Below are 12591 nucleotides of genomic sequence, written 5' to 3' on the forward strand. Positions count from 1 at the left end.
AACGGCCAACAGGTTGGCAACGATATGCATTATTTGTCTTTGTTCATGTCTGTCCAAGAGAAATCTTCAATACGCTCGTCTGCAATGTAAAACAACTTGGTATTGGCTGGTACTGCTGCCTCTAGATCAGGGTTCAGTTCGATACCATTTCCAAGATCAACCGCAATCAATGTGGCTTGATGACGCTGCTTAATAAATCCGAAGATCGTTTCTACGCTTGTCGGTGGTTGGTTTTCTGGATAAATCACTGAGTATTGCGTCATTCCTCGGGTCGAGGCTAACAGTTCTTGATGCAGCGCACTTGAGCCAGGGTCGACCGCCGCTTTTGCCAACATCTCTGCACCAACGGCGGGGATACACTCGGCTTTCGGACAATGCTGACTGAGCAATCGGCCTAGTGCTTCGTCTTTGAAGTAGGCGAGCAAGTGTGCGTCAGGATTCACGGAGGCACAATACAAAGCGGCCGAGAGGGTAATATCATCACTTAGGTTATCAACAATGATACAGTTGGCACTGGTGATGTTAGCGTTCTTCATCTCCTGCGCATCGGTGTAACTGTTCACCTTGATAAAACCAATCTCACCCGGTAATGGGTTTTCTATGTCTGAGCGGCTGCATAACACGATTGGGCGCTTGCCTTCCTCTTCATGCTGCAACATACGGATAAGGTGCATGGTACGTGCGCCATTCCAACCCAATAATACGATATGATTTTCCACTTTTACTCTCCGTTTACCCAATATCCCTGCTCGCCAATAATCAATCGCCCCTCCTGCTACTCGCCCTAAAATAGCAGCGAATAAACTCAAACCACCCGGGATAATAAACAACACGACTACCCACTTGCCAATATCAGTGACCGGTGAATGGTCACCATAACCCACCGTTGAAGCGGTGACCATTAAGTAGTAGATGAAGTTTGCGAAGTTATCCGTCAGTGCGCGCTCTCCAGCAAGAGCCAACAACAACCATGAGATGGTAATATAAGCGCCACTGATGACGAGAAGGTTTCGGTTGCTCAATTTGAAAAAATGGGTGCTTAACCACTTTTTCAGTACTAGCCACACTGCCATACGTTTCCGATTCCTTTCTAATTGCGATAACTAAATACTAACCCATTGATTGTAAGAAACAAAAAAACCAGCCATATTCGGCTGGTTTTTGAGATTTAACTTAACAATTTACAAATGCTTAAGCGTTGCCTTTCACTTGCATGTTGAGCTGCTCAGCGAAATCTAGCATACGGTTCAGTGGGATAAGCGATTTCACACGTAGTGCTTCATCCACGAAAATCTCATGCTCTTCACCACCTTCACTCAACGCTTTTTCAATTGCTTTAAGGCCGTTCATCGCCATCCAAGGACAGTGTGCACAGCTACGACATGTCGCACCTGCACCTGCAGTTGGTGCTTCAATCAATTCTTTTTCTGGAACAAGCTGCTGCATCTTAAAGAAGATGCCTTTGTCGGTTGCAACGATCATTTGCTGATGAGGCAACGCTTTCGCTGCTTTGATGAGTTGACTCGTCGAGCCCACAGCATCGGCAAGCTCAACCACACTAGCAGGGGACTCAGGGTGCACTAGTATTGCGGCGTCTGGATAAACGCTCTTCATCTTACGCAGCGCATCAGCCGAAAACTCATCGTGAACCACACACTCACCTTGCCATAGCAACATGTCTGCGCCAGTTTTGTTCGCAATATACGAGCCTAGGTGACGGTCAGGGCCCCAAATGATTGGTTTATCTTCTGCATCTAGGTGTTCAACGATTTCAAGAGCGATACTTGACGTTACGACCCAGTCAGCACGAGCTTTAACAGCCGCAGAAGTATTGGCGTATACAACAACGGTATGGTCAGGGTGCGCATCACAGAATTCGCTGAACTTGTCCGCCGGGCAACCAAGATCAAGTGAACATTCTGCATCTAATGTTGGCATTAGAATGTGTTTTTCAGGTGTTAAGATCTTTGCAGACTCGCCCATAAAGCGAACGCCAGCGATGATTAATGTGCTTGCTGGATGACGATTACCAAATTTCGCCATCTCTAACGAATCGCCAACAAAACCGCCCGTTTCCTCCGCCAATGCTTGGATCTCAGGATCGGTGTAGTAGTGCGCGATAAGTACCGCATCTTTCTCTTTAAGCAGTTTCTTAATACGCTCAATGTAAAACGTTTTTTCTTCTTCGCTTAATGGAATTGGTTTTGGTGGGAATGGGTAAACGGTATCAATTTTGTCTAGTATATGGCTCATTGCTCTTGCTCTACGCAACTTCCTTTAATCCGTACATTGTAACCTTGTTAATTTTTAAAAACCAACCCGTTACAAGAATTTCTGTCACCCTAACCTTATATCTTTGTTAGACATAACAATTCTTCCATTTACGGAAGGAACAGGGATCACAAGGTAACCCAACTAAGCAAAAAAGAGAGCGTAAGCTCTCTTTTTTATCAATACTATTTCAGCTTTGAACTGGCGACTTTGGCTGAAGCACTGCCAGCGTATTCGTCCACCACTTGCTGGTAGTATTTCTTCGCCTGCTCTGCATTGTTGTTACGTTCTGCGATATCGCCCAACTTAACTAATGCATCTGCACGTTTGTTTGAGTCTTTGTAAGAGACCACAGCGGCAAAGCTTTTTACCGCATCTTTATCTTGCTTCTTAGCAAAGTACAACTGGCCAAGCCAGTAGTGAGAGTTTGCTGAGTAAGTGGAATCCGGGTAGTCCTTTTGGAACTGTGTGAACGCTGCAATCGCACCCGCGTAGTCACGCTTTTTAAGAATAAGATCGACCGCGTTTTGATAAGCCGTTTGTTCATCGGCGTTCGATGTATACTTACCAACGGTTTCTGCTGGTTTACTCGGTTCCACTGGCGCAGTTTTCATTTCACCACGCAGGCGATCAAGCTCCACAAACAACTCACGTTGACGTTGCAACATTTGCTGCATTTCGTAGCTATTGCGCTCTAACTGACCACGAAGATCACTGATCTCTTGTGACATTTGGTCAATTTGCTCTTGCATTTGAAGCTGAACGCGGTTGCGATTTTGCAGCAAGCGCTCTAAACGCTCGATATCGGTTTCGGAAGAAGATCGAGTAGATAATGATGATGTGCTGTTGAGATCTGATACTGGGGCCGGTGCAGCGAACGCGAAGTTCGCTGCACTTGCCAGCAACGTAAGCGTAACAGCGCGCTTAGTGTTACTGAACATGAGGTTTACCTCGAATTAGTATACTAGGACCGCACGACGGTTCTTAGCGTAAACATCTTCAGATTGACCTAGAAGAAGTGGCTTCTCTTCACCGTAGCTAACGATAGCGATTTGATCAGCTTGAACACCTAGCGCTTGTAGGTAGTTTGCAACAGCTTGTGCACGACGCTCGCCTAGTGCGATGTTGTACTCAGGGGTACCGCGCTCATCGGCATGACCTTCGATAGTTACTTTAAGTGCTGGATTCTTGCTTAGGTAAGAAGCATGAGCCGCTAGCATCTCTTCATAATCGCCGGCAATGGTAGAGTTATCAAATGCGAAGTAGATAGTTTGAGTTTCACGTAGCGCTTGCTCTTTAAGTTCTTGCTCCGTAAGTTGACCATTTGGATCGATCGGAGTCACTACTGTCGTTTCTGTACTACCAGTGTTAGTTGCTGCACCAGTACTTGAAGCTGCGTCATCGCTTGAGCTACACGCAGTCATAGCCATTACAGGAATCGCGATTAGTAGTCCTTTGAGAACTTTGTTCAGTTGCATCTTATTTTCCTTCATTAAAAATCAAACTTGTTACTACAAAAACGGTGACCATGCTGGCGCTCTCACGCGCCCATTTGTTGCTGGTAATCTCGCTTTAAATCGACCATCAATTGACACCATCGATAGTACGTTTTTCTTATTGTAAATCGAGCTATAAATAACCATGCCACCATTTGGGGCAATACTCGGTGACTCATCAAGCAACGTTTTTGTTAATACCTCAAGCGCGCCTGTTTCCAAATCTTGTTTTGCCAAATTGAAACCTGAGTCACTGCGATTCACCATGACGAGGAATCGGCCATCTGGTGTAATTTGACCACCTAAGTTTTGACTGCCTTGCCACGTCAAACGGCTAGTCGAACCGCTGTCCAAATTTACTTGATAAATCTGTGGTTTACCACCCCTATCCGATGTGAAAATTAACGATTTACCATCAGGATACCAGAAAGGTTCGGTATTATTTGATCTGCCACTCGTAATTTGCGTCAACTTGCGAGTTTTTAGATCCAATGTGTACACCTGTAATGACCCCGTCTTTGACAGAACCAAAGCTAATTGGCTGCCGTCCGGCGAAAATCTTGGTGCGCCATTATGGCGAGGGTATGACGTTATTTTTTCACGTTCGCCAGTGTAAATGTTCATGATGAAAATTTCCGCCTGCCCATTCTGGAAGCTCACATAAGCAAGTTTTTGACCATCTGGCGACCATGCTGGCGACATCAGTGGCTGTTTAGAACGCAGCACCAAACGCTCGTTGTAACCGTCATAATCAGCAACACGCAATTGGTAAGGGAAGCGATCTTTATCGTCCACGACCACGTAAGCGATACGTGTCATAAACGCACCACGCTCACCGGTTAGCTGTTCATATACTAGGTCGGAAATACGATGAGCATACTCTCGCATACGCGGGCCTTCAAGGGTGGCCACCTTGTTGAACAACACGTGATCTTTAGACAGCACTAACTCACCATCCCCGCCTAACGCTTTGCTTTGTCCGCCTGTTAACTGACCACGCACAACGTCCACAAGCTGGTAATTCACCACGTAGTTACCTTGCTCATTTTTCGCAATTGATCCCGTCAGTAGCGCGTCAACACCTAAGTTTGTCCATGCATCAAAGTTCACCTCCGATTCATTAAACGGTGTCTGTGGCATTTTGTTCGTCGGTACTGGGCTGAATTTACCGCTACGTTGTAAATCGGAAGCAATTACAGCAGAAATATCGGTTGGAAGTGGTTCACTGCCTTCCCATTTAAATGGAACAACAGCAATGGGGCGTGCTGAATCAATACCATCGGTAATCACCAGCTCTAATGCAGCGTGAGCTACACTCGTAAGACTGCCAAGCAGTACAAACATTCCTAGTAAAAGGCGTTTAATCACGTCTCAGTTCCTTTTAGTCCAAAGCAACAGTTAAGTTGATATCTTTTAGTCTTTCATTGACCGCATCTTCTGACGATTTAGGGAAAGTCCCTACCTGCGCAATCGCACTTTTCGCCGCGGCACATACGCGAGAGTCGCCACCTAACACGGTAATGCCCGCCACCATCATGTCTGTTCCTGTAGGGAGCAGTCTGATGTTTACCCTACACTCTTTTCCCAACAGGTAGTCATCCTTAATCAACCTTTGCTGAATATTTTGAGTATAGATAGATGACATGCGAGAGAGCTCATCGTCAATAAAACGGTTACGTGCGGCACTGTTTTGACTCGCCTCACTTTCAAGGCCAGAAAAAATATCGTTCAGCGCCGCTTCTTGCTCTTTGCGTTCTCGTTCTAAGCGTTCAAGACGCTCATTTTCTTTGCGTGCTTTCTCAGCAGCCTCTTTGGCTGCCTTTTCTTTCGCGATGCGTTCTTGCTCGGCTTTTGCTGCAGCTTCACGTTCACGTTTCGCTTTCTCTTCCGCTTCTTTCGCGGCTTTTTCACGTGTAACACGCTCCTGCTCGGCTTTCGCTATCGCCGCTTCTTTGGCTAAACGCTCCTGCTCCGCTTTACGCACTGCCTCTTCTTTGGCTTTACGTTCGTTTTCCGCTTTTGCAGCTCGCACTTTCTCTTTACGAGTCCGTTCTTCTTCTGCCTTGCGTTCTTGTTCTTTCTTCTTGCGAGCAACTTCGGCTTCACGAGCGGCTTGCGCATCTTTTGCTTGCTGCTCTTTAAGCTTACGAATCTGTTCTTCTTCTGCTTTACGATTTTTTTCAAGCTGCTCAGCTTCGCGTCTTAGTTTATCAAGACGGTCTTGCTCCTTTTTGACCGCCTTTTCGCGTTGCTGACGAATCTCCTTCGCTTGTTGCTGAACAAGTTTTGGGTCAATCACGATGGCCTGAACCATCTGTCCTGTAGGCTCAGGCTTAGACATGGTAAAGTCTGTCCCCCAAAGCAGAGCCACAACAAGAATCGCATGCAAACCAACCGATATTGCTATCGGTTTGGCGTATTCTTTGGATTTCTTCTTGTTATCTTTCATAGATATTCGATGTCTATTCTCTGATATCAGTCATCAGACCCACTTTAGGAATGCCAGCACGACTTAACTCATCTAGTAGAATGACCACGTCGGCATACGGAGTTGCCGCATCACCACCAACTGCAACGGGAGAATCAGGTTTGATAGAACGTTCAGCTTTCACATGCACAATCACATCTTGCAATGACAGACCACGTTGCATCTCTTCATCATTCACGCTTAGGCCTAAATTACCGTCACGATCAATTTCAATAATGATGAAGCTACTGTCTGTATCACCTGCGAGTTCTTGCATGGATTCAGCGGTGGATGTTTTTGGAAGATCAACATCCACCCCTTGAGTGACAAATGGTGCGGTCGCCATGAAAATGATCAGCAATACAAGCATAACGTCGATATATGGAACAACGTTGATTTCTGCTGTCATTTTGCGCTTTTTAGGTTGGTAACCCGCCATGACTTATTCCTTACTTGCGCTGTCTCGACCCGCCATTGCTTGACGGTGCAAAATGCTGTGGAATTCTTCAGAGAAAGTGGCGTAGGTGTGCTCAAGCTTGCTCACTTTGTTGCTTAATCGGTTGTAAGCCATCACGGCAGGAATCGCGGCAAACAGGCCCATTGCTGTCGCGATAAGTGCTTCTGCGATACCTGGCGCAACCATCGAAAGGGTCGCTTGCTTTACCTCACCTAACGCGATAAATGCGTGCATGATCCCCCACACCGTACCAAACAGGCCGATGTATGGGCTGATAGAACCCACTGTTGCGAGAAAAGGTAAACTGGTCTCCAGTTCATCAACTTCACGAGCAACCGCAACACGCATTGCACGACCGGTGCCTTCCATGATGTAAGCAGGAGAGTTTGCGTTACTCTTACGTAAGCGGGCAAACTCAGTGAATCCTGCGTAGAAGATTTCTTCTGTCCCTTCAATGTCGTCTTTACGACCTTTCACTTTTTGATATAACTGAGAAAGGTCAGTGCCCGACCAAAACTTATCTTCAAACGACTCCGCACTTTTCGATGCCTGAGACAGTACTTTGCTGCGCTTAATGATCATTGCCCATGATGCGATTGACATACCTAGTAGGGTTAGCATCACAAGCTTTACCAACAGACTGGCCTGAAGAAAGAGGTCTAAAATGGAAATATCAGCAGTCACTATTTGTTAGCTCCGAATTTATCAATGATGGAATAGCTATTGGCTTCATTTTCTTATTATCGATACATGCTACCTTAACAATTGCCTTGCACAATGTTTTGCCTTCATCATTGACTAACTCTTGACAGAATTGCAGGGACGCACGTTTTATTTCTGACACTCGGGTTAGAACGGTCAAATGCTCGTCTAATCTAGCCCCTTGGTTGAAATCGATATCCATGTGTCGGACAACAAAGCCTATGTTTTGTTCCAATAACACATGTTGAGAAATGCCTTTTGCACGCAACATTTCAGTGCGTGCACGTTCAAAGAATTTTAAATAATTTGAGTGATATACAACGCCACCCGCATCGGTATCTTCATAATACACGGTGATCGGCCAGCGGAAGGGATTTGTTGTGCCTAGCAAGGGAGTTCCAATACATTCAATTCTTTAAAGCAATCACTATAACTGAAGCGGCCATAATTGGTACTAAGCTAATAGAATATTTTTGATTTTTGTAGAAAAAATAAAAGCCAAGCGAAGCGCTTGGCTTTTGTTCGATGATTTAGTAACCAACTGCATTGTTGAGTGTAACGTCTACATGAAATACAGTGCAGTCAGATAAATTAAGATAGCGAGTGAAAAATATGGGCTAAACAACACTTGCCAGTACCATTTTTTCGGCTTGAAGCCCACCCCATACACCATGCTTGAGCACATTGCCCAAATCATTGCCGGAACGATCACTGCGTTAAAGCCACCAATTGCTCGATGGTAAGCATCAGGATCCCACATCACCAATCCTACGTGCATCAAACCGAGGATTAGAGATAAGACTCTCAAGGGAGTCTTATCCATTGGGGCGTGTAACTTTGCTACCTTGTCAGCGAGATTACTCACTGTCTTCATCCATCATTTCTGTGTGCTCTAACCAAAGAGCATTGATGATACCGAATGCACAAGCAAGTAGTACACCTAGAATCCACGCGAAATACCACATAGTCAATGCCCCTTAGTAAAGTGAGTTTTTGTTTTCTTCAATGAACTTGTCATCAAGGCGACCAAACATCTTGTAGTAAGTCCAAGACGTGTAAGCAAGGATGATTGGAACCATGACAAACGCAACACCTGTCATTAGGTTTAACGTCAATTCCGATGATGTTGCATCCCACATCGTTAAGCTGTGGCTTGGTACAAGATCCGACGGCATGATGAATGGGAACATAGCAAAACCAGCAGTAAAGATGACACCGGCGTTACCAAGGCTTGAAGTCAAGAACGCCAAACCACACTTTTCTAGACGTGATGCCAACACAGCCAGCAGCGGCATTGCCATGCCTAATACCGGCGCAGCCCACAGTAGAGGGTAATTTTCAAAGTTCTTCATCCACGCACCTGCCTCACGAATCACTTCTTTATTCAGAGGGTTTGATGGTGCCGCTGTATCGATGCCACCCACAATTACGTAACCGTCGATATTTTGGATCCAGAAACCAGCCACAACAAAAGCAACCACTGTTAGTAGACCAGTAAGCTGAGCTACGTTACGAGCACGTGTGTGTACTTCGCCAGTGGTCTTCATTTGTAGCCAAGTCGCACCTTGCATCAGGATCATGAACAAGCTAACTAGGCCACATAGCAGAGCAAATGGGTTTAGTAGGCCAAAGAATGAACCGTGGTACGTTGGCATCAGGAAATCGTTCAACTGGAATGGTACACCTTGTAGAAGATTACCAAACGCCACACCAAAGATGATTGGTGGAACGAAGCCACTGATTGAGATACAAATATCCCAAGTATTACGCCATTTTTTGTCTTCAATTTTTGAACGGTAGTCCAAACCAATTGGACGTAGCCAAAGTGCAGCCAGAGTGAGGATCATCGCTAGGTAGAAACCTGAGAACGATGTCGCGTAAACCAAAGGCCAAGCGGCGAACAATGCACCACCAGCGGTGATAAGCCAAACTTGGTTACCATCCCAGTGCGGAGCAATTGAGTTAATCATGACACGACGTTGCGTGTCGTTTTTGCCGATAATAGGTACAAGCGCGCCCACACCCATATCGAAACCATCTGTAATTGCAAAACCAACTAGTAGAACACCGATCAGTACCCACCAGATGAGTCGCAAGATTTCGTAATCAAACATCTTGTTATCTCCTTGCTTTACGCTTCTACTTGGCGGCTAACTTTGTCTTCAACAGAGTCAGCATTTTGCTCGAAGTGGTAGCGGCCTGTTTTTAGGCTACTTGGACCTTTACGTGCGAATTTCACCATTAGGTATACTTCTGCAATCAGGAATACCGTGTAAAGCGCTAGAATTGCAAATAGTGACGTCCAGATTTGAGCCGCGGTCAGTGCTGACGCCGCGACGTAAACTGGCAGGATTTCACCTACAGCCCACGGCTGACGGCCGTATTCTGCAACAAACCAACCTGCTTCAATAGCAATCCAAGGTAGTGGAATACTGAATAGTGCGGCTTTAAGAACCCATTGTTTCTGTTCGATTTTCTGACGACATGTTTGAACGAATGCCGCACCAAATACGAATAGCATGATGAAGCCACACGCCACCATGATGCGGAACGACCAGAATAGAGGCCATACTGTCGGAATAGAATCATCCGCCGCAGCTTGGATTTGATCTTCAGTCGCATCAACAACATTGTCAGTGTAACGTTTTAGAAGTAGACCGTAACCTAGATCACCTTTCACTTCATCAAACGCTGTCATGTTCGCTTCAGACTTGTCGCCCGCACGCAGTTTCTCTAATAGCTCATACGCATACATACCAGTACGGATACGATCTACGTGGTCATCACGTAGCTCACGCAGGCCTGTTACTTGCTCATCGAATGAACGTGTCGCGATAATGCCCATTACGTAAGGGATCTTGATAGCGTAGTCCGTTTCCATTGTCTCTTGGTTTGGTAAACCAAACAGAGTAAACGCCGCCGGTGCTGGCTCTGTGTGCCATTCAGCTTCTACTGCCGCCAGTTTCACTTTTTGAACTTCACCAAGCTCGTAGCCTGATTCATCACCAAGGACGATGGTAGACAAGATTGCTGCCATACCAAAAGATGCAGCAATGGCAAATGAACGACGCGCGAATGCGATATCACGACCTTTAATTAGGTAGTATGAGCTAATACCAAGGATAAACATTGCACCACAGGTATAACCTGATGCCACAGTGTGAACAAATTTCACCTGTGCCACTGGGTTTAGCACCACGTCAGCAAAGCTCACCATTTCCATACGCATGGTTTCAAAATTGAACTCCGCACCCACTGGGTTTTGCATCCAACCGTTAGCGATAAGAATCCAAAGTGCAGAGAAGTTAGAGCCCAACGCAACCAGCCAGGTTACCGCCAAGTGCTGACGTTTAGATAGACGATCCCACCCGAAGAAGAATAGACCAACAAAAGTGGACTCCAGGAAGAAAGCGACCAAAGCTTCGATCGCCAGTGGCGCACCGAAGATGTCCCCTACATAGTGGGAGTAGTAAGACCAGTTCGTACCAAACTGGAATTCCATGGTAAGGCCAGTAGCCACACCAAGGGCAAAGTTAATACCAAAAAGCTTACCCCAGAACTTGGTCATGTCCTTGTAGATTTGCTTGTTCGTCATTACGTACATCGATTCCATAATGGCCAAAAGGAAGGCCATACCAAGGGTCAATGGTACGAATAGGAAGTGATACATCGCTGTCAGTGCAAACTGCAACCGCGATAGATCAACTACGTCAATCATGGTAACTCCTATGTGTCGGCTGAATGACACTCTCTACATATTGCAATCTATTTCCAGGTGTTATCCACACTTGAAAAGTGTTGAAATATCACAGCAAGTTGTTGCAAAAATGTGCTTCATTGGTTAGTTAATTGTTAAGCATCAGCTAATATAGCTAAGGCTAATATTACTTGTAAAAACAGATTGTTTCAAAAGGTTTATGGCGAGAAACCGCTTTGATGTGCATCAATATTTACGTGTCGAATTTGAATAAAAAACCATCACAATGATGCAGATCAAACGATATTTAGAGGACATGTTACGGATGAGTAATAAAGAGTAGAAATAACCAGGCTTTGAGGAACAGAGCATTAACAAGCTGCGAACTTTTCTTACCTATAACGCATGAAATAAAATACAACAAATGAGATATAGATCAAAATTTATCAAAGACTGAGCGCGTAACGCTCAGTTGTGAAATTTATTTTTCAATTCCGAAATGAAGATAAGCTCGATCCGTCGCTATTCGTCCGCGAGGGGTTCGTTGCAAATAGCCCTGTTGGATAAGATATGGCTCAAGTACATCTTCAATAGTGTCTTTCTCTTCACCAATTGCCGCGGCCATGTTATCTAGGCCAACAGGCCCACCGCCAAACTTCTCCATGATGGCTAACAGCAGTTTGCGGTCCATATAATCAAACCCTTTTGCGTCGACATCCAACATGTTTAGCGCTTTATCGGCGGTATCAGCACAAATATGACCGTTGCCTTTTACCTCTGCATAGTCTCGTACACGACGTAATAGGCGGTTTGCAATACGAGGCGTACCACGAGCACGGCGAGCCACTTCCAGAGCGCCCTCCGATTCCATAGAAAGACCAAGGCAGTTTGCACTGCGTTGAACGATATCTTGTAGATCGTTCACTTTGTAATATTCAAGGCGCTGTGTAATACCAAAACGATCACGCAATGGGGACGTTAGTGAGCCTGCACGAGTTGTCGCACCGATTAAAGTAAAAGGTGGCAAATCAATTTTAATTGAACGAGCGGCTGGCCCCTCCCCAATCATGATGTCTAACTGATAGTCCTCCATTGCTGGATACAATACCTCTTCAACCATTGGGCTAAGACGGTGGATCTCATCAATGAACAACACATCGTTTTCTTCAAGGTTCGTTAGCAGCGCAGCTAAGTCCCCGGCTTTTTCTAATACAGGACCAGAAGTGGTTCGAATGTTCACTTCCATCTCATTGGCAACGATGTTCGCAAGCGTGGTTTTACCCAAACCTGGAGGACCAAAAATCAAAAGGTGGTCGAGCGCTTCATTTCGCAGTTGAGCGGCTTTGATGAAAATTTCCATCTGATCGCGCACGTGGTCCTGACCTTGGTAATCCGCCAGCTTTTTAGGACGAATCGCACGGTCAATGACATCTTCATCACGAAACGAAGGATTTTCTGGCGCAATTAAACGATCGGCTTCAATCATATTGTTCCCTTGGAC

At 45.6% G+C, this 12591-nt stretch carries 14 protein-coding genes; all 14 read right to left on the minus strand.

Annotation, left to right across the window (positions count from 1 at the left end; translation table 11 throughout):
- Positions 1–29: 29 nt before the first annotated feature.
- Positions 30–1073 (minus strand): potassium channel family protein, encoded by a 1044-nt coding sequence (locus tag AK966_RS01165; RefSeq protein WP_099078649.1) that lies wholly within the window; start codon positions 1071–1073, stop codon positions 30–32.
- Between the two features lie 118 nt (positions 1074–1191).
- Positions 1192–2253, minus strand: coding sequence for a quinolinate synthase NadA (gene nadA, locus AK966_RS01170; RefSeq protein ID WP_119463391.1), 1062 nt, complete (start codon positions 2251–2253; stop codon positions 1192–1194).
- A gap of 203 nt (positions 2254–2456) precedes the next feature.
- Positions 2457–3212 carry a tol-pal system protein YbgF gene (gene ybgF / locus AK966_RS01175; protein WP_099078647.1) on the minus strand — a complete coding sequence of 252 codons (756 nt, stop codon included), beginning with the start codon at positions 3210–3212 and terminating at the stop codon, positions 2457–2459.
- Between the two features lie 15 nt (positions 3213–3227).
- Positions 3228–3749, minus strand: coding sequence for a peptidoglycan-associated lipoprotein Pal (gene pal, locus AK966_RS01180; protein ID WP_099078646.1), 522 nt, complete (start codon positions 3747–3749; stop codon positions 3228–3230).
- A 33-nt stretch (positions 3750–3782) separates the two neighbouring features.
- Positions 3783–5135: a Tol-Pal system beta propeller repeat protein TolB gene (tolB, locus tag AK966_RS01185; protein ID WP_099078645.1), complete on the minus strand. Its 1353-nt coding sequence runs from the start codon at positions 5133–5135 to the stop codon at positions 3783–3785.
- Between the two features lie 13 nt (positions 5136–5148).
- Positions 5149–6216 (minus strand): cell envelope integrity protein TolA, encoded by a 1068-nt coding sequence (gene tolA / locus AK966_RS01190; RefSeq protein WP_119463392.1) that lies wholly within the window; start codon positions 6214–6216, stop codon positions 5149–5151.
- Positions 6217–6229: 13 nt separating this feature from the next.
- Positions 6230–6673 carry a protein TolR gene (tolR, locus tag AK966_RS01195; RefSeq protein WP_099078643.1) on the minus strand — a complete coding sequence of 148 codons (444 nt, stop codon included), beginning with the start codon at positions 6671–6673 and terminating at the stop codon, positions 6230–6232.
- Positions 6674–6676: 3 nt separating this feature from the next.
- Positions 6677–7375, minus strand: a complete 699-nt coding sequence (gene tolQ, locus AK966_RS01200) for a protein TolQ (RefSeq protein ID WP_099078642.1) — start codon at positions 7373–7375, stop codon at positions 6677–6679.
- Positions 7365–7784: a tol-pal system-associated acyl-CoA thioesterase gene (ybgC, locus tag AK966_RS01205; protein WP_099078641.1), complete on the minus strand. Its 420-nt coding sequence runs from the start codon at positions 7782–7784 to the stop codon at positions 7365–7367. The genes tolQ and ybgC overlap by 11 nt, the downstream gene beginning before the upstream one ends.
- A 171-nt stretch (positions 7785–7955) precedes the next feature.
- Positions 7956–8258: a cyd operon protein YbgE gene (ybgE, locus tag AK966_RS01210; RefSeq protein WP_099078640.1), complete on the minus strand. Its 303-nt coding sequence runs from the start codon at positions 8256–8258 to the stop codon at positions 7956–7958.
- Positions 8251–8358: a cytochrome bd-I oxidase subunit CydX gene (gene cydX, locus AK966_RS01215; protein ID WP_099078639.1), complete on the minus strand. Its 108-nt coding sequence runs from the start codon at positions 8356–8358 to the stop codon at positions 8251–8253. Before cydX ends, ybgE begins: the two co-directional genes overlap by 8 nt.
- A gap of 12 nt (positions 8359–8370) precedes the next feature.
- Positions 8371–9507: a cytochrome d ubiquinol oxidase subunit II gene (gene cydB / locus AK966_RS01220; protein WP_099078638.1), complete on the minus strand. Its 1137-nt coding sequence runs from the start codon at positions 9505–9507 to the stop codon at positions 8371–8373.
- A 17-nt stretch (positions 9508–9524) separates the two neighbouring features.
- The gene (gene cydA / locus AK966_RS01225) at positions 9525–11111 is read right to left on the minus strand and encodes a cytochrome ubiquinol oxidase subunit I (protein WP_099078637.1); all 1587 of its coding nucleotides are present in this window, start codon (positions 11109–11111) and stop codon (positions 9525–9527) included.
- 460 nt (positions 11112–11571) lie between these two features.
- Positions 11572–12576 carry a Holliday junction branch migration DNA helicase RuvB gene (gene ruvB, locus AK966_RS01230; protein ID WP_119463393.1) on the minus strand — a complete coding sequence of 335 codons (1005 nt, stop codon included), beginning with the start codon at positions 12574–12576 and terminating at the stop codon, positions 11572–11574.
- Positions 12577–12591 lie beyond the last annotated feature (15 nt).

This window comes from Vibrio sp. PID23_8 (assembly GCF_003584965.1).
Lineage (GTDB): Bacteria > Pseudomonadota > Gammaproteobacteria > Enterobacterales > Vibrionaceae > Vibrio.

What these genes read in the sequence shown, in the direction of transcription:
- cydA (WP_099078637.1), bottom strand. Translation starts at nt 11,111, where the DNA reads ATGATTGACGTAGTTGATCTATCGCGGTTGCAGTTTGCACTGACAGCG.
- pal (WP_099078646.1), bottom strand. Translation starts at nt 3,749, where the DNA reads ATGCAACTGAACAAAGTTCTCAAAGGACTACTAATCGCGATTCCTGTA.
- ybgF (WP_099078647.1), bottom strand. Translation starts at nt 3,212, where the DNA reads ATGTTCAGTAACACTAAGCGCGCTGTTACGCTTACGTTGCTGGCAAGT.
- cydB (WP_099078638.1), bottom strand. Translation starts at nt 9,507, where the DNA reads ATGTTTGATTACGAAATCTTGCGACTCATCTGGTGGGTACTGATCGGT.
- cydX (WP_099078639.1), bottom strand. Translation starts at nt 8,358, where the DNA reads ATGTGGTATTTCGCGTGGATTCTAGGTGTACTACTTGCTTGTGCATTC.
- tolR (WP_099078643.1), bottom strand. Translation starts at nt 6,673, where the DNA reads ATGGCGGGTTACCAACCTAAAAAGCGCAAAATGACAGCAGAAATCAAC.
- ruvB (WP_119463393.1), bottom strand. Translation starts at nt 12,576, where the DNA reads ATGATTGAAGCCGATCGTTTAATTGCGCCAGAAAATCCTTCGTTTCGT.
- tolA (WP_119463392.1), bottom strand. Translation starts at nt 6,216, where the DNA reads ATGAAAGATAACAAGAAGAAATCCAAAGAATACGCCAAACCGATAGCA.
- nadA (WP_119463391.1), bottom strand. Translation starts at nt 2,253, where the DNA reads ATGAGCCATATACTAGACAAAATTGATACCGTTTACCCATTCCCACCA.
- AK966_RS01165 (WP_099078649.1), bottom strand. Translation starts at nt 1,073, where the DNA reads ATGGCAGTGTGGCTAGTACTGAAAAAGTGGTTAAGCACCCATTTTTTC.